The organism is Acinetobacter sp. P8-3-8, assembly GCF_000214135.1.
In the GTDB taxonomy this organism is placed as follows: Bacteria; Pseudomonadota; Gammaproteobacteria; order Pseudomonadales; family Moraxellaceae; genus Acinetobacter.
Genome location: NZ_AFIE01000043.1, coordinates 1 through 26,628, shown reverse-complemented (window position 1 = coordinate 26,628; position 26,628 = coordinate 1). Strand labels below are relative to the sequence as shown.

The 26,628-nt window shown below is 36.0% G+C and carries 23 protein-coding genes; 14 read left to right on the top strand and 9 right to left on the bottom strand.

What is annotated here, in order from left to right; genetic code table 11:
• Positions 1–190 precede the first annotated feature (190 nt).
• From GGG_RS0114795 to GGG_RS0114775, 5 genes are all read left to right on the top strand, one after another.
• Complete coding sequence (locus GGG_RS0114795; protein WP_010116184.1) at positions 191–1,081, top strand: LysR family transcriptional regulator; 891 nt, start codon at positions 191–193, stop codon at positions 1,079–1,081.
• 88 nt (positions 1,082–1,169) lie between these two features.
• Positions 1,170–2,156 (top strand): transaldolase, encoded by a 987-nt coding sequence (tal, locus tag GGG_RS0114790; protein ID WP_010116183.1) that lies wholly within the window; start codon positions 1,170–1,172, stop codon positions 2,154–2,156.
• Positions 2,157–2,328: 172 nt separating this feature from the next.
• Positions 2,329–3,003, top strand: a complete 675-nt coding sequence (gene leuE, locus GGG_RS0114785; protein WP_010116182.1) for a leucine efflux protein LeuE — start codon at positions 2,329–2,331, stop codon at positions 3,001–3,003.
• Positions 3,004–3,290: 287 nt separating this feature from the next.
• Positions 3,291–4,466: a benzoate/H(+) symporter BenE family transporter gene (locus GGG_RS0114780; RefSeq protein ID WP_010116181.1), complete on the top strand. Its 1,176-nt coding sequence runs from the start codon at positions 3,291–3,293 to the stop codon at positions 4,464–4,466.
• Positions 4,467–4,476: 10 nt separating this feature from the next.
• Positions 4,477–4,920 carry an Sbal_3080 family lipoprotein gene (locus tag GGG_RS0114775; RefSeq protein WP_010116180.1) on the top strand — a complete coding sequence of 148 codons (444 nt, stop codon included), beginning with the start codon at positions 4,477–4,479 and terminating at the stop codon, positions 4,918–4,920.
• A 330-nt stretch (positions 4,921–5,250) separates the two neighbouring features.
• Here the strand turns inward: GGG_RS0114775 and map are convergent, their stop codons facing one another.
• Complete coding sequence (map, locus tag GGG_RS0114770; RefSeq protein ID WP_010116177.1) at positions 5,251–6,045, bottom strand: type I methionyl aminopeptidase; 795 nt, start codon at positions 6,043–6,045, stop codon at positions 5,251–5,253.
• A gap of 340 nt (positions 6,046–6,385) precedes the next feature.
• Between map and brnQ the strand changes: the two genes are divergently transcribed.
• Positions 6,386–7,678 carry a branched-chain amino acid transport system II carrier protein gene (gene brnQ / locus GGG_RS0114765; RefSeq protein WP_010116176.1) on the top strand — a complete coding sequence of 431 codons (1,293 nt, stop codon included), beginning with the start codon at positions 6,386–6,388 and terminating at the stop codon, positions 7,676–7,678.
• Positions 7,679–8,237: 559 nt separating this feature from the next.
• Positions 8,238–8,474 carry a hypothetical protein gene (locus tag GGG_RS0114760; RefSeq protein WP_010116175.1) on the top strand — a complete coding sequence of 79 codons (237 nt, stop codon included), beginning with the start codon at positions 8,238–8,240 and terminating at the stop codon, positions 8,472–8,474.
• 140 nt (positions 8,475–8,614) lie between these two features.
• Here the strand turns inward: GGG_RS0114760 and GGG_RS0114755 are convergent, their stop codons facing one another.
• A complete protein-coding gene (locus tag GGG_RS0114755; RefSeq protein ID WP_010116174.1) occupies positions 8,615–9,073 on the bottom strand; it encodes a hypothetical protein in 459 nt (152 codons plus the stop codon).
• A gap of 134 nt (positions 9,074–9,207) precedes the next feature.
• Here GGG_RS0114755 and GGG_RS0114750 point away from each other — a divergent pair, with 134 nt between their 5' ends.
• The 3 genes from GGG_RS0114750 to chrA all read left to right on the top strand — a co-directional run bounded on the left by GGG_RS0114750 (position 9,208) and on the right by chrA (position 12,741).
• Entirely contained in the window at positions 9,208–10,065 is an 858-nt protein-coding gene (locus GGG_RS0114750) for an alpha/beta fold hydrolase (RefSeq protein ID WP_010116173.1), read from the top strand.
• Positions 10,066–10,439: 374 nt separating this feature from the next.
• A complete protein-coding gene (locus tag GGG_RS0114745; RefSeq protein WP_029574617.1) occupies positions 10,440–11,369 on the top strand; it encodes a chromate resistance protein ChrB domain-containing protein in 930 nt (309 codons plus the stop codon).
• The gene (chrA, locus tag GGG_RS0114740; protein WP_010116171.1) at positions 11,362–12,741 is read left to right on the top strand and encodes a chromate efflux transporter; all 1,380 of its coding nucleotides are present in this window, start codon (positions 11,362–11,364) and stop codon (positions 12,739–12,741) included. The genes GGG_RS0114745 and chrA overlap by 8 nt, the downstream gene beginning before the upstream one ends.
• 110 nt (positions 12,742–12,851) lie before the next feature.
• Here chrA and GGG_RS0114735 read toward each other — a convergent pair whose 3' ends face one another.
• Positions 12,852–14,393, bottom strand: a complete 1,542-nt coding sequence (locus GGG_RS0114735) for a transporter associated domain-containing protein (RefSeq protein ID WP_010116170.1) — start codon at positions 14,391–14,393, stop codon at positions 12,852–12,854.
• 657 nt (positions 14,394–15,050) lie between these two features.
• On the opposite strand from GGG_RS0114735, the gene GGG_RS0114725 reads away from it, so the two are divergent.
• A complete protein-coding gene (locus GGG_RS0114725; protein WP_010116169.1) occupies positions 15,051–15,368 on the top strand; it encodes a hypothetical protein in 318 nt (105 codons plus the stop codon).
• A gap of 145 nt (positions 15,369–15,513) precedes the next feature.
• The gene (locus tag GGG_RS0114720) at positions 15,514–15,978 is read left to right on the top strand and encodes a MarR family winged helix-turn-helix transcriptional regulator (RefSeq protein ID WP_010116168.1); all 465 of its coding nucleotides are present in this window, start codon (positions 15,514–15,516) and stop codon (positions 15,976–15,978) included.
• A gap of 11 nt (positions 15,979–15,989) precedes the next feature.
• Here GGG_RS0114720 and GGG_RS0114715 read toward each other — a convergent pair whose 3' ends face one another.
• From GGG_RS0114715 to GGG_RS0114690, 5 genes are all read right to left on the bottom strand, one after another.
• A complete protein-coding gene (locus GGG_RS0114715; RefSeq protein ID WP_010116167.1) occupies positions 15,990–16,652 on the bottom strand; it encodes an SOS response-associated peptidase in 663 nt (220 codons plus the stop codon).
• Positions 16,653–16,741: 89 nt separating this feature from the next.
• A complete protein-coding gene (locus tag GGG_RS0114710; protein ID WP_010116166.1) occupies positions 16,742–17,362 on the bottom strand; it encodes a 2OG-Fe(II) oxygenase in 621 nt (206 codons plus the stop codon).
• 664 nt (positions 17,363–18,026) lie between these two features.
• Positions 18,027–20,189, bottom strand: a complete 2,163-nt coding sequence (locus tag GGG_RS0114705) for a malate synthase G (protein ID WP_010116165.1) — start codon at positions 20,187–20,189, stop codon at positions 18,027–18,029.
• A gap of 397 nt (positions 20,190–20,586) precedes the next feature.
• The gene (gene zapE / locus GGG_RS0114695; protein WP_010116164.1) at positions 20,587–21,741 is read right to left on the bottom strand and encodes a cell division protein ZapE; all 1,155 of its coding nucleotides are present in this window, start codon (positions 21,739–21,741) and stop codon (positions 20,587–20,589) included.
• A gap of 125 nt (positions 21,742–21,866) precedes the next feature.
• A complete protein-coding gene (locus GGG_RS0114690) occupies positions 21,867–22,877 on the bottom strand; it encodes an AraC family transcriptional regulator (RefSeq protein WP_010116163.1) in 1,011 nt (336 codons plus the stop codon).
• 154 nt (positions 22,878–23,031) lie between these two features.
• On the opposite strand from GGG_RS0114690, the gene GGG_RS0114685 reads away from it, so the two are divergent.
• Together GGG_RS0114685 and GGG_RS0114680 are read left to right on the top strand one after the other, a co-directional pair.
• Positions 23,032–24,555, top strand: a complete 1,524-nt coding sequence (locus GGG_RS0114685) for an NAD(P)/FAD-dependent oxidoreductase (RefSeq protein ID WP_010116160.1) — start codon at positions 23,032–23,034, stop codon at positions 24,553–24,555.
• Between the two features lie 44 nt (positions 24,556–24,599).
• A complete protein-coding gene (locus tag GGG_RS0114680; RefSeq protein WP_010116158.1) occupies positions 24,600–25,508 on the top strand; it encodes a lysine exporter LysO family protein in 909 nt (302 codons plus the stop codon).
• A 133-nt stretch (positions 25,509–25,641) separates the two neighbouring features.
• Here the strand turns inward: GGG_RS0114680 and pyrF are convergent, their stop codons facing one another.
• Positions 25,642–26,322, bottom strand: a complete 681-nt coding sequence (pyrF, locus tag GGG_RS0114675) for an orotidine-5'-phosphate decarboxylase (RefSeq protein ID WP_010116157.1) — start codon at positions 26,320–26,322, stop codon at positions 25,642–25,644.
• Positions 26,323–26,628 lie beyond the last annotated feature (306 nt).

Sequence of the window (26,628 nt, the reverse complement as noted above, 5' to 3'; positions counted from 1 at the left end):
ATATGATAAATCTCCCTCATCCTAACCTTCTCCCAGAGGGAGAAGGGACTCTCAATCTTAATTTTCGATCATTTTGACTTTTGCAAGATATTGATTCGACAGATGCAGTATATTTTTATAATATTGATTAATCGAGTTAGATTCTTTCAATTTTATTGAAAGATAAAGCCAAACATATTTGGGAATAATCATGAATATCAATCAAGATCAGCTCAATATTTTTAAAACAGTAATGGAAACGGGTTCATTTTCTGCGGCTGCTCGCAAATTAGGAAAAGTACCTTCCGCTGTCAGTATGTCGATAGCCAATTTAGAAATTGATTTAAACCTGAAACTTTTTAACCGTGTCGGTCGTGAACCAGTTCCTACAGCTCAAGCTCATTTTTTGTATGAGAAAACTGAACAATTACTGGTTGAAATGAATCAATGGAAACAACAAGCCATTGCACTCAGTGAGGGTTTAGAATCAGCGCTCAATATCGTCGTGGTTTCTGAACTGATTCATACCGATTGGACTGAATATGTTGCGCTATTAGCAGAGCACTTTCCAACCTTACAAATCAATATTTTTACTGCACCACAAGAAGATGCATTGAAAATGTTGATTAATCAAAGTGCTCAACTCGCACTGATGTTCGAACGTGAATTTTTAGAAAGTCGTGAACAATTTGTCGAGTTTAAAAAAGAAACCTTGGTTCCTGTTGCTGCAATTCATCATCCTTTGGCTCAACATACCCAAGTCGGCTTTGAACAAATATTACAAAGCAGACAAATCGTTGTCGCCAGTCGGGATCGAACAGTAAAACCTGAATTACTCTATTCAAAGAATTATTGGCGGACAGATAATCATCATTCAGCCTGCTCTCTAATCTTAAAAAACTTAGGTTGGGGCGTTCTTCCAATACAAATGTTGAATGAAAATCCTGAATTGAGGAAAAAATTAAAAATTCTTGATTTGCTCGATTTCACACCAAAATTTGAATATTTTGTCGATATTGTCTGGAATAGAGAGAGTAATCTGGGTTTAGCTGCTCGTTTTTTGATTAATCACATCCGAAATCAAAGAATTCATACAAAATAATATCGAATTCAGACTATTTTACACTTTTGCTCAATTTACATTGTGTTATAAATAAATCACAAATATTTTAACTAAGAAACATACGGCAATGACACAATCTGCATTAGATCAATTAAAACGCTTAACCACTATTGTTGCTGATACAGGTGATTTAAACGCTATTCAACAATTTCGTCCTTTAGACGCAACAACCAACCCTTCTCTCATTACAGCAGCAGCGCAACAACCTGAAAATCGTGAACTCATTGAAGATGCTTACGACCAAGCAAAGAAAGAAGGATATGAATTAGATCAACTTGTTGATCGTACCATTGATATTCTTACGGTAAAACTCGGCGTAGAAATTCTTAAACTGATAGAAGGACGTGTTTCAACTGAAGTTGATGCCGCACTTTCTTATAATACAGATGAAACCATTGCCAAAGCCAAAGAATTACTGGCTTTGTATAAAGCCTATGGCATTGATCAAGATCGTATTTTGATTAAAATTGCATCGACATGGGAAGGCATTCAAGCCGCGAAAGTACTTGAAGCTGAAGGTATTCATTGTAATTTAACCTTATTGTTTGGTATGCACCAAGCCAAAGCCTGTGCAGATGCCAAAGTCACTTTAATTTCTCCATTTGTTGGACGCATTTTAGATTGGTATAAAAAAGCTGAAAATGTAGACAGCTACCCGATTGAGAAAGATCCGGGCGTGATTTCAGTTAAGCACATTTATGCCTACTACAAACAGCATCAAATTAAAACTGAAGTGATGGGTGCAAGTTTCCGTAGTGTAGATCAAGTCCTTGCACTTGCAGGTTGTGACCTACTCACTGTTGCACCAGGTTTGCTTGAAAAGCTTGAGCAAGATCAGCGTGTTGTTGAACCACAATTGCATAAACACGCAGAGAATGATCAAGATCAGCCCTACCAAGAAATTTCTAAAGCTGACTTTAAACAGCAATTAGAAGGTGATTTGATGGCATTCCAATTGTTACAAGGTGGAGTTGACGGTTTTATCAAAGCACGTGAGCAACTGGCTTTATTATTACGTCAATCTTTTGGCTTAGAAGCCGATTTTATGGATTAATCAGCTAATTGATGAATTGCTTGATGAATAGATGAATCAATACGTTTTAGTCGCATTTTAAACACAGCATTTTTGTGGATTTATGCACTAAAATTGCTCACAATTTAAAACCGAGTTTGTTATGATACTGACTCGGTTTTTTATTTATACCTTTTGATCAAGTGAGTATTCCGTGTTTGGCATTACCGATATTGCGACTTATATCCTAGGGGCTATTTTCATCGTGATTTTGCCGGGGCCAAATTCGCTTTATGTGATGTCCATTGCCTCTAGGTTTGGGGTCAAAACAGGCTATATCGGTGCTTTTGGTGTATTTGTCGGAGATTTGATTCTCATCCTATGCACAGTGCTCGGCGCAGCATCGTTACTGCATAGCTTCCCTTGGTTGTTTATTATTCTAAAAATTACAGGTGCAGCTTATCTTTCATATCTAGGTGTTCGATTACTGATAGCCAGTGTCAAAACATGGATAAATAAACCTCAGAATATTCAAACAATTTCAGAAAACTCAGATTCAGAAAACTCAGAACCAGCTACTGTTGAGCAATTCCATCCTTTTCGAACAGCATTAACCATTAGTTTGCTCAATCCTAAAGCAATCATGTTCTACTTGTCTTTTTTTGTTCAATTTGTAGATCCTAAATATCCATATCCTGCGATCAGTTTTGCGATACTTTCTGTGATTTTACAATTCATTAGTATGGCTTATCTTACCGTTCTTATTTTTTCAGGTATAAAACTGGCTAGCTTTTTTAATCGACGTTATAAAGTTGCCGCTATAGGTGTGGCATGTGTCGGGCTACTGTTTTGTGGTTTCGGCTTAAAACTGGCAACATCAACAATGTAAATCGTTGTATTGTCAATATTTCACCACATTGATTGAATTTAAAAATTCGATAATGAATGCGAATCTAATTTGATGAACATTCAAGTTATTTAAAGCTTTTTGTAAAATAAATCATGCATGATGAATAAATATTTTAAGAATATATAAAATGCTTTCATCATTATTATGAGAATATTTCATGTTTAAATCGAACGTTCTCATGATTATCTGTATAAGCAGCAAATCGATCAGTGTATGATGATTAGTGTAACTTTCCACCATTTAGTCAAATTTGAAAGCTAGGGATCATGCAAAAACTACTCCAAGACTTTTCTATACCTGCTGTATTTGCAGGCTTCATTACCTTCTTAATCGGTATCAGCGTTTCAGCAGTCTTGGTGATCCAAGCCGCACAGCTCCTCGGTGCGACTGCTGAGCAAATCACCTCATGGTTTTGGGCGCTGGGTTTAGGCATTGGTCTGTCTGGTCTGATTTTGTCTTGGAAATTTAAATATCCTGTAGCAACCTCGTGGTCAACGGCTGGGCTCGCACTCATCCTCGCCACGGCAAGTGGCTATACGCTTTATGAAGCAATTGGTGCTTTTTTAGTATGTGGTGTATTGACTGCGATCTTAGGATTTTTAGGCATCTTTGAAAAAGTGCTTGCCTACATTCCACAAAGTCTGACCAGTGCGATGCTTGCGGGTGTTTTACTCAAATTCGGTATCGCCTTATTTGCCAGTATGCAAAATGATTGGCAATTTATTTTGTCTTTGCTTGCCATCTATATTATTTCTAAGCGTCTATGGGCACGTTATTGCATTGTCATTACAGTTATTGCAGGCATTTTAATTTGCCCTCTATTTATGGAATTCCATACCCCAGTTTTACATTGGAGCTTGGCGAAACCGGTATGGATGACACCTGATTTTACATGGTCAGCTCTATTTGGATTGGCTTTACCGTTATTTGTGATCAACATGGCTTCGCAATATTTACCCGGTATTGCCATGATTAAAAGCTATGGTTATCAACCACACGTGAATCAACTGATCGGTTGGACAGGTACTGTACAGGCACTTTTGGCGCCTTTCGGATGCTATACCGTGAATATTGCAGCGATTAGTGCTGCGGTTAGTTTAGATGATCAAGTACATCCTGATCCTTCTAAACGTTATATTGCAGGGATTAGTTGTGGATTTTTCTATATTTTAATGGGCCTTTTTGCAGCAACCTTGACGAGTCTGTTGATGTCATTTCCTCATCTGTTTATTGTTGCTTTAGCAGGGATTGCCCTTTTCGGTACAATCAGTCACAACATTGCGATTGCTTTCTATGAAGTAAAAGATCGTGAAGCAGCATTATTAACCTTCCTATTTAGTGCTTCAAGTGTGCAATTCTTTGGTATTGGTTCAGCATTCTGGGGGCTATTATTCGGATTTGTGGTGTCATTTATTTTAAATTTTAGAACTAAAAATAAGTGATGCATAACTTATGAAACAGAAATTATTCGCAGTTGCAATGTTAGTTTTAACACTGAATGCTTGCACTTCAATTCAAGTGAATAATAATGATGGATTTCAACCTCAATCTGTCAAACAAATATGTGTTATTCATAACTCAAAAGTGACCATCGGCGGTTTCGAACCATCCATTATTCGCAGTTTTGCACGATACAATATTAATGCACGAATTTATCCTGAAAATTCGAGACCCGTAATGTGTGAAACGACGATGAATTACACAGCATTACGCTCATGGGATTTTGTGACATATTTGACCTATGCAAAGTTTACCCTCTCACAACAAGGACGAATCGTTTCGGAAGCAGAATTCAAATTAAAAGGTAAAGGTGGATTAGCTTTAAATAAATGGCGCAGTACTGATACTAAAATAGACGAATTAGTAGACCAATTGGTTAAGCCTAAAACCAAGTAATATCAGTAATAAATAGTTATTTCATGCTGTCTTTTAAATGCGTGCCAATACGATAGGCAAAAAAAAGCTTACCCTAAGATGGATAAGCTTGGAAACTTAGATAAGTTCAAATAAAGTAGAAACTACAGCTAGATTCTGAAAAAGATCATATCGCCTGCTCACTATTTAAACAAATATAAAAAAACGATTAAACACGATATTTCACACATAAATAGAGCAAAATAACTAAATTAATTTAAAAAAAATGTGATAAATCATACAAAAACATAAGATAAAAAAACAATTAAAACCGTACAGGGTCATAATTTCTAGACCAAAGTCTTAGATGCCTTAAATTTCAGGATAATGGCCTGTGCCTTCTGGCCATGGCGACAACAACTCAAAGCCTGTGTCCGTTACCGCAATCATATGTTCCCATTGCGCAGATAAAGACTTATCAGCTGTCACAACTGTCCAACCATCTTTAAGCTCTTTAACTTTCGCCTTTCCTGCATTCACCATTGGTTCAATCGTGAACACCATCCCTTTTTTAAGAATAAGACCATGACCTGCTTGTCCATAATGTAGAACATTCGGTTGTTCATGATAAATCTTACCAATTCCGTGACCACAATATTCACGAACGATTGAATAACCTTCTTGCTCAGCAACCTGTTGAATCGCAGCACCGACATCTCCCAATGTTGCACCGGGTTTGACTGTATGAATACCTGCGACCATCGCTCGATAGGTTGTTTCTACCAATTTCTTTGCTTCGGGTTTTACATTACCAACATAGTACATACGACTGGTATCGCCAAAATATCCATCTTTAATAATCGCCACATCAATATTGATAATGTCGCCATCATTCAAAACGATACTTTGAGAAGGAATACCATGACAAACCACTTCATTCGGCGAAATACAGGTGGTTTTGGTATAACCATAATAACCCACATTTGCAGGGATCACTTTCAAAGTATTGACAATAAAATCATTACACAAATCATCTAAGTATTCTGTGCTTACACCGGGCTTGACATGCTCACCTATCATTTCTAAAACTTGCGCAGCTAAACGCCCAGACACTCGTAATTTTTCAAGGTCTTGTTCAGTTTTAATCGTGATAGTAGAAGCTTTCATCGTATCTGCCTGTAATTGTGAGCACACATTATAAGCTTTTTATTCGGAGAATGGTTTTTTTCTTATCAATGATAAAGAATTACTCCGTTAATTTATTCTCATTATTTCTAAAAAATGAGGAATGAAAAAGAAATTTAAAGTTTACATAGCAATTATTATTTTTAATCCTACTAAAGTCTATAATGATTTAAATTAAACCAATAATCATCTACATAAATATAACTCATATTGCTAATTGGTTAAAATTTATAAACTTCTGGAATAATATTTATAAAATAAAATACAAAAAATAGTGCTTTTCTACTAAAATCTCTGTTTTTGTTTCTCCAACCTCTCCTTTATGACTAATCTCCGTACAAAGGATATTATTGCTTTAGGGTTCATGACCTTTGCCTTATTTATTGGGGCAGGTAATATTATCTTTCCACCTATTGTTGCTCAACAAGCAGGTGAACATGTATGGCTTGCTGCGTTCGGTTTTCTAATCACTGCTGTAGGCTTGCCTGTACTCACCATCATGGCGCTTTCAAAAACTGAAGGTTCTATTGCAATTTTAAGTTCACCTTTGGGTAAAGTTGCCAGTTTAATGTTAACTGTCGTTTGTTACCTTTCTGTCGGGCCTTTATTTGCTACCCCACGTACTGCTACTGTTTCTTATGAAATCGGTTTTTCTCCTTATTTCGGAGATAGCAGCACTTCACTCCTGATCTATAGTATTGTTTATTTTGCTTTTGTGACTTTAGTTTCACTTTATCCAAATAAACTACTCGATACTGTTGGTCATGTGCTTGCACCATTAAAAATCTTTGCACTGGCTATTTTAGGTATTGCTGCTGTTGCTATTCCAACTGGTTCAATCTCTCCTGCCATCAATAATTATGTCACTAGCCCTGTTTCTGAAGGTTTCGTCAATGGTTACTTAACCATGGATACTTTAGGTGCATTGGTTTTTGGTATTGTCATTATTCATGCGATTCATTCTCGTGGTGTAACTGACAAAAAATTAGTGACCAAATATGCTGTGATCGCAAGTTTAATTTCAGGTGTTGGTTTAACCCTCGTCTATCTCAGCCTATTTAAACTCGGTTTAGGTAGTCATGATGTTGCGCCGAATGCTGCAAATGGTGCCGTGATCCTACATGCCTATGTGCAACATGCATTTGGTGACTTAGGTTCATTATTCCTAACTGCGTTGATTTTTATTGCATGTATGGTGACTGCGATTGGCCTAACCTGCGCATGTGCAGAATATTTTTCAGAATTACTCAAAATTCCTTATAAGGTTTTAGTCGTTGTTTTGGTTTTATTCTCATTGGTGATTTCAAATCTAGGACTAACTAAGCTCATTGCTTTTTCAGTTCCTGTTTTAAGCGCTATTTATCCACCAGCGATTGTCGTTATTGTGCTCAGTTTCTTCTGGAAAAAATTCAACAACCCGTCTTTAGTGATTGCACCAGTGACAGCAGTTTCATTTATTTTCGGTATTATTGAAGGCATTAAAGTCACAAGCTTTAAAGACAATTTGCCTGCGTTGATCCAAAACTTACCGTTGAATGAGCAAAACTTAGCGTGGTTAATCCCGTCTTTAGTGGTATTCATGATTTGTGTCGTAATCGATAAAGTTAAAAAATAATTCTTTTTTAACCTGCCTTTAAAATTTGATTTTACCCAAATCATCTTTTATGAGTGATCAATAATTATCAAGTTTACCCAACGGATTGTTATTGTTTACGGCACTTTTCATTCAAATACTACTTTATATTCTAAAAGGCTTTATGCCTTTGGAAATTAGTAACCTTAAAAACCGATCAATTTTTAGACAAATAGAACAATAAAAATAGCGTAGTGAAATAACCATTTTTATTTACACATCCAATACACGCCAGAGCCAATTTTTTTATTTTAAAATCATAAACTTTTGTCTTAGTCCTCTTCCATCTATGAAAAACTTATTGTATTTTAGAATGATAACTAGATCTCGTTTTTAAATTGCACAACCTACTATAATCTAAAATTTATTAAGCATATTTTTTAAATAAATAAACTATTCATGTTTTGTCATAAATATGTCACATTTATTTATGAAAATAGTCATATTTTCACTTGAAATAATAATTAGATGTGGTACAACTAAATAAACCAATCCAGACCAAAACAATTAGGTTTTTGTCGAGCAGACAGGAGGTATGGAGATGTTACCAATACATTTCAACAAGCAAGTCTTCATTAATTCGTTGAAGGCAAACAAAAAAATGGTCACGTATCTAAGCACTACGTTGGCACTCTTGGCTACCCTATTTATTCATGGGCTGATTCAAGGTAATTTAAAACCTGAATTCTTTGCCTATGCACTTATCGTATCTGCTGCCTTCTATATTTGGGATGTTGTTGATCATAAATCACGTAAGCTTGCGAAAATTACAGAATAAAAGATGGATGCACAGCATCCATCTTTAATGAAAAAAATAAAAGACTAAAAACATAAACAATAAAATCAAATATTTAATTCATAAAATCTTCAAATTACTCAATATTCAACCCACCCACTGCTTAAACATTCTGATATTGATTAAAACAATCCTTTAAACATGCCCAATAAAAGTCCTGCTGTTGCACCAACTTCACCAATCACCAATAAAACCATTGCCATACGCATCAGAATTTTTGGTAATTGCATTTTTCCTAATTGATGTGGTTCTTTGAATTGATTGCTTGTATCTTTTAAAAAGCCATGCACCACATAACTAACAATTGAGAAGGTAAAAAAGATTAGATTAATCGCTACAAATAAAAAATTTACATTTTCTGACCATACAGAACAATAAGCCATAACAGCTAAAATCAGTGTCGCAGGTGCATAAAGCAAACTACTACGATGCGCGATATCCACATAATAATGTGCTCTTGCTAGATCTGAGCGGCTAATTTGATAGTACTTCCACACGCCTGTCAGCATGCCGACCCACAAATATATCCCACTGAATAATAATGCTAATTTCACTGAAATCGGCAAAAGCCCAATATCCATTTTATTTTCCTATTTATATAAGATACTCAATAGAATTGAATATCATGACTTTTTAGTCACACTTTATTTAAGTTTCTTTTTGGAACTCATTTAAAGTAAACATAACTTTAAATGTTAAATGTTGTAGATTCACTATGAATACTTTTGAAAATTTAACCATAAGTTGCGCAGATGGCTATGGCTTAAGCGCACGTTTTTACAAGGCGAAACATCCAACTCAGCAGCTACCGGTATTGGTCTGCCCTGCAACTGGAATTACTCAAGGCTTTTATCACGACTTTATTGAATGGCTTACAGAACAAAATTTAGATGTTATGGTTTTTGATTTTCGTGGTATCGGGAAATCATTACACAGTTCAATTCGTCAATCCAACGCCAGTATTCAAGATTGGGGACAGTTAGACATCCCTGCCGCAATTCAAACTTTGCTTGCTAAAACAGGGAAAGAACAAGTTGTCTTAATCGGACACAGTGCGGGTGGACAGTTGCTTGGCATCGTACCGAATTATGACAAAGTTGCTCAGGTGATTGCAATTTCAGGCTCAACAGGACATGTTAAAGGTTTAAAAGGTCGAACCAAACGTATGGCTCCGGTTATGTTTAAGCTGATCTTTCCTGTTTCTAGTTTAATTAAAGGTTATGGCGCAACAAAAATGCTTGGAATGGGTGAAAATCTTCCAAAAAATGTTGCAAAACAATGGGCGCAATTTTGTAGCAAACCTGGTTATGTGATGAATGCAATTGGTAAAACCATTTTTGAAGATTTTCATCAAGAAATTCAATGCCCGATTACTGTGTATTGGTCTTCTGATGATGAAATTGCAACCCAAGCCAATGTCCAAGACTTATTACGCTTATACCCAAATGCCAATACCGATATGATTGAGCTTAAGCCTCAAGCGCATAGCCATAAAACAATCGGACATATGCTGATGTTTAGAAAATCACATCAAAACTTATGGCCATTGATGACCAAGACTATTCTAAATTAAAACTCTAAATTAAAACTTTCTGTTTTAAGCACTTAAATACGTAATCCTGTTTAAGTGCTCTTTTTATTTTAGAAGTCCATTTCCTTATCATTTGATCAAAATACACATATGATGAAATCAAATAAAAAGTAGAAATAATTTAAGCGCTGAATCCTTTTACATCTTCAATTTTTGACCATCAAAAGCATTTAATCCTTTTGTCACAACAATTCATTAAATTATCGCTAATTTTTATTAAAAACCCCCACGCTTACGAAAAATTTCTGCCCATCTAAATCATGATTTTCATATTTATCACTATCCTTATTCTTTTATATTCTATCTATAAATTTTAAATATGTTATGTTTAATACAAAATTTGTAGAATAAATAACATGAATATCTCCTTACTCATTTCAAGTCTACCCTCACAAAGCACTGCGACACGGATGCGAGTATGGAGATCAATTAAAAATTGTGGAGCAGCCACATTGAGAGATGGCGTGTATTTACTACCATCAACAGTTGCACATCAATTCGAAGAAATTGCACAAGATCATCAAAGCGATAATGGTAAGGCTTATATTTTCCATAGCACCTGCCCTGAAAATATTGATTTACTTAAATTATTTGATCATAGTGAAGAATATTCAGAATTTTTAAATCAATTAAAAAAGATTGAAAATGAATTAGATGTGAATAGAAAGAATGAGCATTTGAAACACATCAGGAAATTAAGGAAAAACCTAAATCATTTAATTCAAATCGATTATTTTCCGCAGCCTATACAACAACAATCAGTTAAAGCACTAAATAAGCTTGAATATAGCATTACTCGATTGGGTGAAATTGATGAACCTCAATTTAGCTCGCAAATATTACAGACACTAAAAATTGAACATTTTCAAAATAAGGTATGGGCAACTCGCAAACGCCCATGGATTGATCGACTTGCATCAGCATGGTTCATTCAAAAGTTTATTGATTCATCTGCCCAATTTAAATGGTTGGATTCTCCGTCTAACTGCCCTACTGATGTAATTGGCTTCGACTTCGATGGTGCAAGTTTTACCCACATGGATTCACTGGTTACCTTTGAGGTCTTTATCCATAGTTTTAACCTAAACAATCCTGCCTTAAATAAAATTGCTGAAATTGTCCATTACCTCGATGTAGGTGGCAATGAACCTGCGGAAGCAGTTGGATTTGAGAAAATAATGCATGGACTTAAAACAACAATTACAGATGATGATCAACTTTTAAATCTTTCAAATCATATTTTTGACGGTCTATATGCTGACCTACTTGGAGAAAGACATGAATAATGAAGACAATAAAAACATTGAAAATATCGAGAATATTGAAAATAAAGTTGAAAGTAAGTTTGAAAATATCAACTTTTGGCACGCTGTATTATTTTGGTTCAAACTTGGATTTATCAGTTTTGGTGGCCCAGCAGGTCAAATTGCAGTCATGCACCAAGAACTGGTCGAACAGAAAAAATGGATCTCTGAAAAACGTTTTATGCATGCCTTAAACTACTGCATGCTCTTGCCTGGGCCTGAAGCTCAGCAATTGGCTACTTATATTGGTTGGTTAATGCATAAGACTAAAGGTGGATTAATTGCTGGCATTCTGTTTGTTCTGCCTTCATTGTTTATTTTAATTACGCTGTCTTGGGTGTATATCAAGTTTGGTAATATTCCGATTATTGCAGGGTTATTTTACGGCATTAAACCTGCTGTAACCGCAATTGTCTTCCATGCAACTTATCGTATCGGAAGTAAATCATTAAAGAATAAATTTCTATGGCTGATCGCCATTTTGGCATTTATCGCAATCTTTATTTTTAATATACCATTCCCCCTTATTGTTTTACTTGCTGCTTTAACAGGTTATTTTAGTAGTAAAAAATACCCTGAGCTGTTTTCAAATCAAGCACATCAATCGAGTAGTAAATCCTACGGTAAAGCCATCATCGATGATGATACGCCTATCCCTGAACATGCAGTATTTAAATGGTCTCGACTTGTCAAAATTGTCATTATCGCCACCCTATTGTGGTTCATTCCATTCATAACGCTATTTTATATTTTTGGCTGGAATCATGCTTATACGCAAATGGCATGGTTTTTCACTAAAGCTGCTTTAATGACTTTTGGTGGTGCTTATGCTGTTTTGCCCTATGTATATCAGGGAGCTGTTAATTATTATCACTGGCTAAGCCCAACTCAAATGATCGATGGATTGGCACTTGGGGAAAGCACACCTGGACCTTTGATTATGGTGGTGGCTTTTGTTGGATTTATTGGCGCATATAGTCATAGTTTATTAGGAACTGACTCACAATTTATTGCAGGTGCATTGGGTGCGATCATCGTAACATGGTTTACCTTTATATTTTCATTTGTATTTATATTGGCTGGTGGACCATTGATAGAATCGACGCATAACCAAATTAAGTTTACTGCGCCATTGACGGCAATTACTGCTGCTGTAGTGGGAGTTATTCTAAATTTAGCATTATTCTTTGGCTATCATGTTTTATGGCCAAATGGTTTTTCAGGTTCATTCGATTATGTTTCTGCACTTATTTGCTTATTTTCCATACTGGCATTATTCAAGTTTAATCAAAGTGTTTTAAGAGTGATTACTATCTCTGCACTCATAGGTTTAATCATTAAGCTGTGCTTTTAAAATTTTAAATTAATTAAATTCTTTAAATAAAAAATGCCTCAATCAATGAGGCATTTTTATACTTAACTTGTGAATGTCATTACACTGATGAATATCACGGCTTTGCGAGTTTAAGCGAACTGTTCAGGACGTGTAATTTTGACTGTTTTAATTCGATTTTCATCCATCTCAACAACCTCAAACCAGATTCCATCTTGCTCAATTTGCGTACCAACTTTTGCTTCACCTTGCGTTTTATCCAAGATCAAACCTGCAACACTAAAATAGCCTGAATCTTCTTGAACCAAATCCAGCATACCCAACTCTAATTCAAGTTGATAAAGATCTAACATGCCAGAAGCCTTCCAAGTGGTATCATCCAACTTGACCAATTCCAACTGCTCATCAGCATCTGGGAATTCACCTGCAATCGCTTCAAAGACATCGAGCGGCGAAATCAAACCTTGAATATTACCAAACTCATTGCTCACTAAAACCAAAGAACCTTTAGAAGTTCTCAAGGTGTGAATCGCATCAATCACTTTCATTTTTTCAAAAATAAAGATTGGACGATGACGTTTTAATAAAGCCTGTAATTGCTCTGGTTCATCTAGTGCATCAATTAACTCTTTAGCTCGTACCACAGTCACAACTTTATCAAGTTGCCCACGACAGACTGGGAATAAGCTATGTGGCACTGCGAGTATCTGTTGACGAATACTTTCAGAATCATCTTCAAGATTGATCCATGAAATCTGATTTCTCGGTGTCATAATCGATGCAACCGAACGCTCAGCAAGGGTTAATACACCACCCACCATATAACGCTCTTCATCACCAAAGGCTTTTTGTGCAGCCAAGGCTTCAGGCGTTTGCAATAAATCGGCATCTAATTTACTTCCCATCATCTTGAGAATTGAATCTGCTGTACGATGACGCAAAGGAATTTTAGATTCATGTTTTTCAGCATTTCGACTTGAGAACTGATTGAAGGCTTCAATCAAGATCGCAACACCAATACCTGAGTAGATATATCCTTTTGGAATATGGAAACCAAAACCTTCGGCAATCAAACTCACGCCAATTAATAATAAGAAGCTTAAACATAGAATCACAACTGTAGGATGTCTATTTACAAAGCTGGTTAATGGCTTAGAGGCAATCAACATGACAATCACAGCAATAGTCACCGCTGCCATCATCACATAAATATTGTCAACCATTCCGATTGCTGTGATTACTGAATCTAGTGAGAAAACTGCATCAAGTACGATAATTTGTGCTACAACAGCCCAAAAGCTCGCATAGGCAACAGAACCCGAACTTTTTACTTCAGGTTTGCCTTCCATTTTTTCATGCAGTTCAGTCACTGCTTTGTAAACAAGGAATAATCCACCAAATAAGAGAATTAAATCTCGCCCTGAAAATGAAAGCCCTGCGAATTCGACTATAGGTTTGGTTAAAGTCACTAACCAAGAAATGACGGACAATAAGCTTAAACGCATCACTAAAGCTAAAGACAAGCCTATAATGCGTGCTTTATCACGTTGCTCAGGAGGAAGTTTATCTGCCAAAATGGCAATAAAGACGAGGTTATCAATCCCCAATACAATTTCTAAAACAATCAGGGTTAAAAGGCCAACCCAAATACCAGGGTCTAATAAAAATTCCATTATTAGATCTCCTGCTTTTTATTATAAAAAGAAGACAAAAATAAGCTTAACCTACACGGCGACGGATCCATAAATGATGCCTTTTCAACTAAATTACTTTAATTATGCACAATATCTTGGATTTGTAATTACTTTTCATGAAAAATTTACATTTTAGTAGTTTATAAATTTAGCAAAGCTTGCACAAATAATCGCTGCTTATAAAAAATTATTCAACTTTAGTCTAAAAATGGCCCAAAATGACCATGACAAGTTTAACTATGAAAATTAGTATATATTGCAACGGATCAAACAACATTTAAACTATACTTAATAATATTTATGAAAAATATTCTTAGCCATTAATCACCTAATTTTTGTAATGATTTATTACACTTACGGAATGTTGTATCACTCTTCTGCTTTGCAGATTTATACCAATATTAAAAATGATTATTTTCATATTCTTAAAACAATATTCACACAACAAATAAATGAACCTACACTAGTTATGACTATTGCGACAGAATTTTTTTATCATAAAGCCAAGTTTCATACACTCAAATTTTCATTAGAATAAGATCACAGTCAGTATTGATTAAACATCAAATATTTGACTTAGTCGCTTTCGTTTTTATTAACCTTAAAGCACGCAAGAAGTGAATAGGATTAACCGCTATGACAAGTGTAAATGCATTGACTTTCAATAAGACATCAAAGGCTATTGCAAATACAAGCTATCTAGGAACGTATATCAATCTTGATGCGTTTCAAGAGCAGCATCAGGTCAAAGTCGTGGTCACGCAAGAGAATCATCAGCAAGAACTGACTTACCATGTTATTCTTGAAAATGCAGATCTGACAGCACAACTATCAGATAGCTATGTACTAAATTCTCACTTGCAAGAAGAAGCAACTAAATTTGCTCAAAGTATTGTTGCGTTTCACCAAGTTAAAGACAGTTACACGATGTCTTTACTGGACAGTACCGCCTAGGTTTACTCCGAGGAAAATCTATATTTTATGGATTTTCCTTGTTTTTTTATATTAAGCGGCTGATCACGTATTGATTCGACTATTCAAAATAAAATATTATTAAGCCTTATGTTTGGCTATAATTACAAAAAATCAGGGTTACCTAATGACTAAGAAGTATTCAAAATTTTTGCCTTCTGCTGAAAATTTTAATATAGAAAGTTTTCCTTATTACTGGATTACTCAAGTACATGCGCAATACGTATTGAACGTAGATCATGTTTTAAAAAAATATGGTGTCGACAATTCAAGACGGCGTTTATTGGTCTCTTTGGAAGCGAGACCAAATGCCAGTGTTTCAGAACTGTCAGAGATGATTGTGTCTAAAATGTCGACGACCACTAAAATTGTGTATCGACTAAAAGAAGAAGGTTTTGTTGAAACTTATTCTTGTGAACACGATGCGCGTATTACTCGAGTCAAGCTTACTGAGTCTGGTCTACAAATGACTCAAAAGATTAATGACTTGATGAGTGTTGTACTTGAACAATCATTTGATGGTTTAACACCATTACAAATTGAAAAAATGATGGAAAGTTTAAAGCATATTTTTAAAAATCTTTCTCATTAATAGAATAAAAATTAGTCAAAGATGCTGATCTGTCGAGTGTTTTTATTGTGCCTTGGTTTTGGACAATAAAAACACTCAAACTCCTCTACAGGAAAGCCTTCAATAAAACTCAAAATATTGGGTTGTTTCAACGTCAACCATTCTTCTAAACGATGTTGTGGGATTACAACGATAGAACGCTTATCTGTTCTGGGTTCATGAAAATCTTTCATCATTTCGTGATGGTGGGCGTCCATGCTCAGCATCGTTGCTGAGCGCACAATTTCACCACTTTTCAATCGCGTGATTTCATACAATGCTGCGATGTAGAAAGCTTGACCATCTTTACGACGTACTGCCCAGCGTTGAGGTTTTCCATTGATATATTTTGACTCATAAAACTCGCTTACTGGAATCACGCCAAACTGGCATTTGGAAAAAGCTTCACTAAAGCTTGGTTTTTCCATAACGGTTTCATTACGTGCATTGTAGGTATGTTTAGCGACTTCTTTGTCTTCTGCCCATTTTGGAACTAAACCAAAATTCACCAAGCGCCATTCAAGTCCTTGATTCGATCTAAACAACAATGGGGTTTGAAAACTTGGGAATATCTCTTCTTCATAGGCAAAAGGAATCAATGGCAAGCCAAGTTGCTCAACTTGATTTACGCTAATCGGTTTATAATTGGCACACATACAATAAAAATATTTTTAAATATTAAAGGCTTGTTTAGATAAGCACTTTAAAAAGAAGGTAAATCAACACTTACCTTCTTTTCAATGAATCATCCAAAAATCTTTTTCACTTTTGCACTTAAACCATGGAAAAACTTATGCTTCGCATTGGCTTTTTCACTGGTTAAAAAATTAATTTGGATCGACTGACGTTGTCCTTCATAAGGAATATAACCATGCCATCCATTATCTGTTACTTTAAAAGCAACCAATGAACCTGGGCCTGCATTAATTTCAGCAACATAGTTATTGATGTCTTTATCATCATTTAAAATGCGTAAACGACCATTCGGCGCTTCCCATGATTCATTTAAATAAATCAGGATGGTTAAAAGCTTACTTTTAGAATCACTGTGAATACGACCATCTTTTTGACGAGAATAACCACGTAAAGTGATCATCATCGGATGCTCCATGACATTCACATCAAACTTATCTGTCAAAATTTGGCGAAACTCTGGCGTATCCAATGATTTTAAGAAACGATCAAAATTTGGTTTAATTTCAACATCTTCAATGTTAAAGCTTCCACCCTGTTCAATTTTTGGAAAATCTTGGATAACCGCTTGTACTTCATTATCCGCCAATGCATTTTCAACCACAAAAAAAGGATAAGGCGTGCTAGAAACTTCGGCATTTTTCAATGCATCTAATTTAAGAATTGATGACATTTATAATTCAACTTAAAGATTGATTCTCTTAAATTGTAGCAGAGATTTATAGTTGTTTGAGCAATCTCCACCTTAGCTCAACAAAATTTCTATTCTCATGCGAGGAGATCTAATGACAAGTTTCAATTGAAATGACACAGGTAGAATTACAGCAATAAGAACTTTAAATCAGTATAGCTATCCATTTGCATAACCTGAGTTCGGGATAAGATATGTTCCCAGCTATATGATACGCGGAAACGTCAGTCGCATTATTCGAGGCAAGCCTAAATCTGAAATATATTGTTTTTGCAATATATTAGGTACTCGATAGTATCTGTCGAGTTGGCGACTCTTGCGCTGCTTTAATCACAGCTCAGGTTTTGCCCTTGCGTGGCAGTGCCACTCATCCCGAAAGCCTTGCGAGGTAGTACCTCTCAGGTCGAACCTGAACAAGATTGAAATATATTTCAAGCGAAGTGCAAGACGAAGTGGGTTAATTCTTGCATCTGACTTTAAACGGTGAGACTCCGCTGTGCCTGATCTATCTTTTCAATAACTTACATCAAAATTTATCCCGAACTGACGTTACATAACAATGTAAATCATTACATTTTTACGATTAATATAAAGTCCCACAAAACAAAAAGCCTCCGAAGAGGCTTTTTGGCGTTACACGATGAAATTAATCACCTGTATAACCTTTTAATTTTAAACGGTAAGCATGCAATAACGGCTCTGTATAACCAGATGGCTGTTCAGCACCTTTAAATACGAGATCATGCGCTGCTTGGTATGCATAGCAGTTAAATGCAGGTGCCATAGCTGAATATTCTGGATCATTGGCATTTTGCTCATCCACAATTTTCGCCATACGTTGCATAACTTCTTCAACTTGCTCTTTGCTTACGATACCGTGACGTAACCAGTTTGCAACGTGTTGTGAAGAAATACGTAAGGTTGCACGATCTTCCATCAAACCAACGTTGTTGATATCTGGAACTTTCGAACAACCTACACCAAGATCTACCCAACGAACAACATAACCTAAGATACCTTGAAGGTTATTTTCAAGTTCTTTGGTCTTCTCTTCTTCAGTCCAGTTTGTATCTGTTGCTAAAGGAGGCGTGAGCAAATCATCAAGTGGTAAGGCTTCAGTTTGCAACAACTCTTTTTGACGTGCTGAAACATTGCATTGGTGATAATGAATTGCGTGAATCACAGCACCAGATGGTGAAGGAACCCATGCACAGCTTGCACCAGCTTCAGGATGTTCAATTTTGGTTTTATACATGTCTAAAAGCATATCTGGTTTAGGCCACATACCTTTACCAATTTGTGCTTTACCACGTAGACCCGCTTGAAGACCAACCATCACGTTACGGTTTTCGTACGCTGGGAACCAAGTTTGAGACTTTACTTCGCCTTTACGAACGAATGGACCTGCTTCCATGAATGTATGGATTTCATCGCCCGTACGATCCATGAAACCTGTATTAATGAAGATCGTACGATCTTTTGCTTGCGCAATACAGTTTTTCAAGTTTACAGATGTACGACGTTCTTCATCCATAATACCAATTTTTAAAGTCTTCGCTGGTAAGCCTAAAGCTTGCTCTGCACGTTCAAATAATTCAACGGCAAATGCAACTTCTTCTGGACCATGCATTTTTGGCTTCACGATATACATCGAACCTTTACGAGAGTTCTTAATCGTATTTTCGCCTTTAATGTCTGCAAAAGACAATAATGGTGTGATTAACGCATCCATAATCCCTTCGTAGATTTCTTGACCATCTACAAGGATCGCTGGATTTGTCATTAAATGACCAACGTTACGAAGAAGCATCAATGAACGACCGTGAAGCGTAGTTTCACCACCGATCAAGTTTTTATGCGTACGGTCTTTGTTTAATGTACGAGTAACCGTTTTACCGTTCTTCTCGATAGATTCTTCCAAAGTACCTTTCATCAAGCCTAACCAGTTACGGTAGCCTTCAACTTTTTCTTCTGCATCTACAGCAGCAATCGAATCTTCTAAATCTTGGATTGTTGTTACAGCAGCTTCAAGTACTAAATCCTTAACGCCAGCAGCATCTGTTTTACCAATTGGGCTATTCGCATCAATTTCGATGATGACGTGCAAACCATTATTTAATAAAACGATTTCTGTTGGAGCAGATTCTTCACCATTGAAACCAACAAACTCTGCTTCTTTCGCTAAAGTTGATGTTGAACCATCTTTTAACGTTACAACCAGTTTTTTGCCTTCAATAGCATATTTAGTTGCATCTGCATGTGAACCATTTGCCAATGGGAATGTTTCATCTAAGAAGTTTTTAGCAAAGGCAACAACTTTTTCGCCACGAACAGGGTTATAACCTTTACCTTTTTCTGCGCCACCTTCTTCTGGGATCACATCAAAACCGTAAAGTGCATCATAGAGCGAACCCCAACGAGCGTTTGCAGCATTTAAGCAGTAACGTGCATTACGCACAGGTACAACCAATTGCGCACCAGCCAACAATGCGATCTCTTCATCTACATTTTCTGTGCTGATTTGAAAATCTTCTACTTCTGGTACTAAGTAGCCAATTTCTTTAAGAAAAGCTTTATAAGCTTCTAGCTCAAATTTATTATTACGGTGCCATTCATCAATTTTAGCCTGAATGTCATCACGCTTAGCTAAAAGCGCTTTATTCTTAGGGCTAAGATCGACAACAACTTGCTCAAAGTTTTTCCAGTAAGTTTCACTGTCTAAACCAGAACCTGGTAGTGCTTCATTTTCGATGAAATCGTAAAGTTCTTTAGCAATCGCTAACTTGCCTTTCTGAATACGTGCAGTCATTGTCTTTCCTGATATTGCTACTTTTTATAACAAGAGTTTCTAGTATACCGATTTAAACCATGCTGAATAGTATTATCACATTGCTAAATAGTGATCATTTTAATTGAAATAAATGCGAGCATTCATTTTAAAAATAATGACTAAAAATGAGACAATATCATCAACTTGGATCGCTTTTTACAGTGTATAAAGTTTTTTAAATGTCGAAATTAGACTAAAGTGCCGAATAAGTGCTAATTGATCCATTTTTTACAATACACTTTATTTCCTTGTGCCAAGATTAAGCCATGAATATAACTAAATGTCGATAAAGCAAATTGATTATTATGTTTAAAATTATTGTCTTTTCTTAAAGCAAAAAAAGCACTCATTCGAGTGCTTCTTGTTTTAATAAAACTTATTCAACCACTTGTAATTCACTTGAATCTTTAATCAGACGATGCTCCGCTTGTAAATAATCATCAGACTGCATTTCAAGCAAACGAGAGCGTGTTCTTTCGATTTCAAAAGCCAATTTTTCACCCTCATAGATATCAATAATTGAATCTTCTGAGGTTAAAAGCAATTTCACGCCACGATCATAAAACTCATCGACCAAATAAATAAAACGACGTGTTCCTTCAGAAAGCGTATCTGTTAAATGCGGAACATTGCTCACGAGGACTGTATTGTAAATATTGGCAATTTCAATAAAGTCAGATGGACTACGTGGCTTCATGCAAAGTTCTCTAAATTCACACCACAATACATCTTCTGTATGCCCAATGGTTTCAACCACACGATTATTGATGTTAATCGGTTCTTCTGAAATGGTTTGTGAGCTAGTCAATGCATTGAAGCGTTTCGCCATCCACACTTTATTGTCATCACTTAACGGTGTTTTAAATAATTGAGCTTGTTTGAGCACACGCAAACGGTAGTCCACACCTGCATCGACATTTAAAACCACACAGTGTGTATTGACCATTTCAATGGTTGGCAAGAAACGATCACGGTGAATACCATTTTTATATAAACCGTCTGGTGCAATGTTTGATGTTGCAACGAGCGTGATTCCACGAGTAAATAGCTTTTGGAATAAGTCACTGATAATCATCGCATCAGTTACGTTTGATACAAAAAACTCATCAAAGCAAATCACCACAGCTTCTTTATAAATTTGATCTGCCACTAGATCAAGTGGATTACGTTGCCCTGCCAGCTTATTTAATTCTTTATGTACAAATTGCATAAAATGATGGAAATGCATACGGGTTTTACGACGAAATGGTATCGACTCATAAAACTGATCCATTAACCATGTTTTTCCACGACCTACGCCACCCCACATATAGACACCACGTGGTGCAGTTTGACGTCTAAAACGACGAAATGCTTTTTTCGACGCTTTATAACGGTTAATCAACTCTTGCCATACGCGGTCTAACTCGTGCACAGCATGCGCTTGGGCATCATCTGGTAGAAATTGTCCAGAAGATAAAGCTTTAGCATAACGTTCTGCGGGTGATACAGGAGCAAATGCAGTATTGGGCGTAGAATTTTGAACTAACATAATGGCAAAGGTACTTTTTAATGGCTAGTGGGAGTATATCGAATATTTAATTTCGATAAATAAAACTTTGGCATAATTCCAATGAAAAAACGAAACCTGATTTTCATAAGATCGTTGTGCCTCATTTATTTACCGTATTGTCTTGGGCTTTGCCCAAACCAACGTTTAAACGCATGATTAAATGCAGCAGGTTCTGAATAACCCAGCAATTCAGCAATCACCTCAATTGAATATTCTTTATATTCAATTAAGCGCAAAGCTTTATGTTTAATCAATTGCTCGCGAATTTGTTTATAACTGGTATTCAATTGTTGTAACTGATGTCGCAAAGTCCTTTCAGGCAAATTTAAAGCTTGAGCAACTTCTGCCATGGAAGGAATGATACCTTGTTGCAATTCTAAATAATCATTTACACGTTGAATCAATGCAGGCACTTTCACTTCTTCAGCATTTAAGCGCGCTAATTCCTCAATACATTTCACTTCATATACACGATGCGTAATCGGGTCTGCTGAAGGTATTTTTAGTTGCATCACATCATGATTCAACCAGAATGCGGCTTTGTCACAGCCAAAATGCAAGTCTGAACCATAATAGTCTTGATATTGCTTCAATATTTCAGCATTTTGAGGTTGTGCAAATGGTAATTCTATTCTCACACTTGGTGCAGTCAAACCCATCATCTTATAAATATCATCTAAGAACTTATACGTCCCTGATATTTCACATTGCGCTCTCAATAAACCCATTTCAGAATCTAGATCGACAGGTTGATAGCTTAAAGCGATTTGATGCTCACTATTTTCAATCCCTAACACACCATATAAATAGGTTAAACCTTGATATTGAATGCCTTTTTGAATCGCTTCATATATGGTATTACAAGTCACTAACAACATGAGTAAAGGCCCATAGCCTGCCAGTGAATAATGTTTGCCAATGAATAACCCTGTTTCAGGTGCTACATCTTGACCAATAACTTTTTGGATATCCCACTCTAAACTTGGATGAATAATTGAACTGGGATCTAAAGCATCTGCCTTAATTCCGATACTCTCAAGTCGTGAATCTACATCTATTCCTGCATTGCGCATACCGTGAATTAAGTACATCAAACCGAGTATTGATCGTTTCATCTTGTCTTCAAATATTCATTACAACAACTTTTTACTATAAAGAAGCGCTTTTGAAAATTGCCGAATATATCAATATTCATGTCAAGGCAATCATTATTCTATAGATGTATTTCAATTATCCTAGGCAAAACTAAAGCACGCTGAGTTAATAACAATGGGCAAAACGCAAACAACAACTGCACAGATTCAAAGCACTCAAGTCGCAATCATTGGTTCGGGTTTTGGCGGTTTAGCCACCGCTATACGCTTGATTCAGGCCAATATGCATGATTTTATTATTCTTGAAAAAGCCAACGATGTCGGTGGAACTTGGCGTGAAAATCAATACCCTGGCGCAGCCTGCGACGTGCAATCACACATGTATTCATTATCTTTTGCACCAAAACTGGATTGGTCAAAACGTTATGCTGAAGCTCCTGAAATTTTCGACTACATTCAAGACTTGATCCAAGAATATAGCTTAAAACAATATATTCAGTTCAATCAGGAAGTCGTCACAGCACGTTATGATGAAAATGCATTGAATTGGCATTTAACGTTAAAAAATGGTCAGCAAATTCACGCACAGTTTGTTATTTTCGCCTCAGGGCCTTTGCATGTACCACAAGTACCTAAAATCAAAGGGATCGAAAAATTCAAAGGTGAAGTTTTTCATTCATCGCAGTGGGATCATCAATATAATTTAAATGATAAAAATGTGGCGTCTATTGGTACAGGTGGTAGCGCCATTCAATATATTCCTGAAATTGCAGAAAAAGTAAAAAATCTCTATGTATTACAGCGTACTCCAGCTTGGGTCATACCACGAGATGAACGTTCTTATAATACATTAGATAAAAAATTATTTAGTCGTTTTGACTGGTTTAGAAAATTACATCGTGCCCGTCTGTATTGGTCAAATGAATCCCGTGTTGTGCCCATTGTGCAACCACAGATCATGAAATATGGTCAAAAACTTGCAGAAGCATTTATTAAATTCCAAGTGAAAGATAAAAATACAGCGCAGAAACTCACACCTGACTATGTTATGGGCTGTAAACGTATTTTAATTTCGAATAAATATTACCCAACTTTTAATCGTAAAAACGTTGAATTAATCACTGATGCTATTCAAGAACTGACTGAAAATAGCATCATCTTTAAAAATGGTGAAGAACGACCAATTGATTGCTTAATCTATGGTACTGGTTTTATTACAGATCCTCGTATTTATCTAAAATCATTCCAATGTTATGGCGAAAATGGTCTTGAGCTGAAACAAGCGTGGAAAGATGGTGCTGAAAGCTATTTAGGTATTAGCACGAAAGGTTTTCCAAATCTATTTCAATTACTTGGGCCAAATACAGTGTTGGGACATAACTCTGTGATTTTTATGATTGAATCACAAGTGAATTATATTTTACAGCTCATGCAAATGGTGAATAAAACCTCAACTCAAGCCATTGTGGTGAAGCCTGAAGTTCAAGATCAATACAATGAAGATGTACAACACATGTTAGAAGGAACAGTTTGGCAATCAGGTTGTGTCAGTTGGTACCAACAAGATGGTGGCAAAAACTTTGCACTTTGGCCGACCTATACTTGGAAATATTGGTTAAAGACACGTAAAGTGAATCCTGCCGATTTTCAATTACTTGGCAATCAACAAATCCAGTATAAAACATCCCGTGTTGCATAAACTTTGTCTATAATATGTAGGTATTTTCATACCTACATATTTTTATGCAATCTCTTTGGCTGATTTTTCAACTTTTGTTCTGCTTATTCATTGGTTTCATGTTGGCAAGACGTTTGCCACAATGGCTAGAAAGCATTGCACTTAAAATTCTCCCTTATTTTACCTATATTCTTTTAATTGCCATAGCGATTGAATTCTCACAAACCATTCATAGCATAAGCAATCCTTCAATCATTCTTAGTCATGCCATCATGATTTCGATTGCAACTTCGATAGGTGCATTTCTCTGCTGTTATGCTGTTTTTAGAGGGATTGGCTATCAGCCTTCTCAAGGTAAAGTTTCAGCACAATTACTTATAAAATCGTTGATCAATATTAGCTATGCTTTTATTGCACTTGCGAGTGGTTATGCTTTGGCTGAATTGTTTAGTCTTTTCAATTACGCTTTGCACGTCAGCACTTGGCATTTATTACTGGTTTTTATGTTCTTGATTGGTTTAGATCTTGCGTACTCACCGCTGGATCGTACATGGCTCAATTGGAAAATCATGCTAGTACCGATTGCCTGTATCATTGGCTCATTATTAGGTGCAATCTTTATTTCATTCTTTATCCAAAGTATTAGCCTTAAAGATTTGATAATGCTGTCACAAGGCTATGGCTTCTACTCTATGACAGGTATTGTCGTTACAGAATTAAAGAATGCTCAATTGGGTAGTGTTGCTCTAATGAATGATTTATTTAGAGAAATTTTTGCGATTGTGTTGATGTACTTAGTCGGTTGGCGTTATCCTCGCTCGGCGATCTCCTCAGCAGGTGCGACAGCGATGGATGTGACCTTACCGATGGTTAAACAAGCCTGCGGTAATGCCTTTATTCCGCACGCCATGGTGAGTGGCTTTGTACTTTCATTATTAGCACCTATTGCAGTGAGTATTTTGGCTGCTTTATAAGGCACTTCCTTTTTTAAATTATTCAATTTTAAAATAAAATTATCAGCTTCAAAATATGAAATCTAAATAAAAAAAGAATAGGGTTAATTCCCTATTCTTTAAAAAAACTCTATTTAAAATTCACTTCGTCAATTTATAAGGTTGCTAAAATATCTTTTAACATTTGACTTGGATTTGCAGATTGAGTAATTGGACGACCAATCACCAAATGTGTAGACCCATCAAGCATTGCTTGTTTAGGTGTCACAATACGTTTTTGATCATCTGCATTAGAGCCTTCAGGACGAATACCTGGTGTAACCAATGCAAAGTTTTGACCTAAATCTTGACGTAGCATTTTTGCTTCCTGTGCAGAACACACCACCCCATCTAAGCCACTGTCTTGAGTCAGTTTAGCCAAACGCTTCACTTGTTCAAATGGTTCTATGTCTAGCCCTAAATCACGTAAATCTTCACGACCCATCGATGTTAAAACGGTCACTGCAATGAGTTGTGTTTTGTAATTGCCAGCTTTTAAACGTTCTACACAGGTTTCCATCATTTTACGACCGCCTGATGCATGAACATTCACCATCCACACCCCTAAATCAGCCGCTGCACATACCGCTTGCGCTGTTGTATTTGGAATATCATGAAATTTTAAATCAAGAAAAACTTCAAAACCTTGATTATGCAAAGCTTTAACAACTGATGGGCCTTCATGTGTAAACAGTTCTTTGCCTACTTTTACTCGGCACAGTGATGGGTCAAGCTGATCAGCAATGGCTAATGCGTCATATTGGCTTTTAGCATCCAAGGCAACAATGATACTCAAGAGTTTATTTCCATCACACAAAAAGATGCCACATTATAGAGTTTTTCAAGGCACGAACAAAGGTTTCTGATTCGGAATCATTCATTTTATAAAAATTCAAAATATAACAGTAAAATTCAACTAAATTTAATTACATATTTCACATCAATATTAATTTTAGTTTTGAAAATCAACATTCAATAAAGCTACTACATTTCAATTCAATAAATTGGAATAATTACTCTAAATATTTTCATCCTATCGGTATGCAACTTATTGAGAATTTAAGACGCATATATTTTAAACATAATAAAATGAATAGATTAC

Bases quoted from the DNA above. Each gene is read 5' to 3' on its own strand.
- GGG_RS0114795 (WP_010116184.1), top strand. From the start codon at position 191: ATGAATATCAATCAAGATCAGCTCAATATTTTTAAAACAGTAATGGAA.
- tal (WP_010116183.1), top strand. From the start codon at position 1,170: ATGACACAATCTGCATTAGATCAATTAAAACGCTTAACCACTATTGTT.
- GGG_RS0114780 (WP_010116181.1), top strand. From the start codon at position 3,291: ATGCAAAAACTACTCCAAGACTTTTCTATACCTGCTGTATTTGCAGGC.
- GGG_RS0114775 (WP_010116180.1), top strand. From the start codon at position 4,477: ATGAAACAGAAATTATTCGCAGTTGCAATGTTAGTTTTAACACTGAAT.
- map (WP_010116177.1), bottom strand. From the start codon at position 6,045: ATGAAAGCTTCTACTATCACGATTAAAACTGAACAAGACCTTGAAAAA.
- brnQ (WP_010116176.1), top strand. From the start codon at position 6,386: ATGACTAATCTCCGTACAAAGGATATTATTGCTTTAGGGTTCATGACC.
- GGG_RS0114760 (WP_010116175.1), top strand. From the start codon at position 8,238: ATGTTACCAATACATTTCAACAAGCAAGTCTTCATTAATTCGTTGAAG.
- GGG_RS0114755 (WP_010116174.1), bottom strand. From the start codon at position 9,073: ATGGATATTGGGCTTTTGCCGATTTCAGTGAAATTAGCATTATTATTC.
- GGG_RS0114750 (WP_010116173.1), top strand. From the start codon at position 9,208: ATGAATACTTTTGAAAATTTAACCATAAGTTGCGCAGATGGCTATGGC.
- GGG_RS0114745 (WP_029574617.1), top strand. From the start codon at position 10,440: ATGAATATCTCCTTACTCATTTCAAGTCTACCCTCACAAAGCACTGCG.
- chrA (WP_010116171.1), top strand. From the start codon at position 11,362: ATGAATAATGAAGACAATAAAAACATTGAAAATATCGAGAATATTGAA.
- GGG_RS0114735 (WP_010116170.1), bottom strand. From the start codon at position 14,393: ATGGAATTTTTATTAGACCCTGGTATTTGGGTTGGCCTTTTAACCCTG.
- GGG_RS0114725 (WP_010116169.1), top strand. From the start codon at position 15,051: ATGACAAGTGTAAATGCATTGACTTTCAATAAGACATCAAAGGCTATT.
- GGG_RS0114720 (WP_010116168.1), top strand. From the start codon at position 15,514: ATGACTAAGAAGTATTCAAAATTTTTGCCTTCTGCTGAAAATTTTAAT.
- GGG_RS0114715 (WP_010116167.1), bottom strand. From the start codon at position 16,652: ATGTGTGCCAATTATAAACCGATTAGCGTAAATCAAGTTGAGCAACTT.
- GGG_RS0114710 (WP_010116166.1), bottom strand. From the start codon at position 17,362: ATGTCATCAATTCTTAAATTAGATGCATTGAAAAATGCCGAAGTTTCT.
- GGG_RS0114705 (WP_010116165.1), bottom strand. From the start codon at position 20,189: ATGACTGCACGTATTCAGAAAGGCAAGTTAGCGATTGCTAAAGAACTT.
- zapE (WP_010116164.1), bottom strand. From the start codon at position 21,741: ATGTTAGTTCAAAATTCTACGCCCAATACTGCATTTGCTCCTGTATCA.
- GGG_RS0114690 (WP_010116163.1), bottom strand. From the start codon at position 22,877: ATGAAACGATCAATACTCGGTTTGATGTACTTAATTCACGGTATGCGC.
- GGG_RS0114685 (WP_010116160.1), top strand. From the start codon at position 23,032: ATGGGCAAAACGCAAACAACAACTGCACAGATTCAAAGCACTCAAGTC.
- GGG_RS0114680 (WP_010116158.1), top strand. From the start codon at position 24,600: ATGCAATCTCTTTGGCTGATTTTTCAACTTTTGTTCTGCTTATTCATT.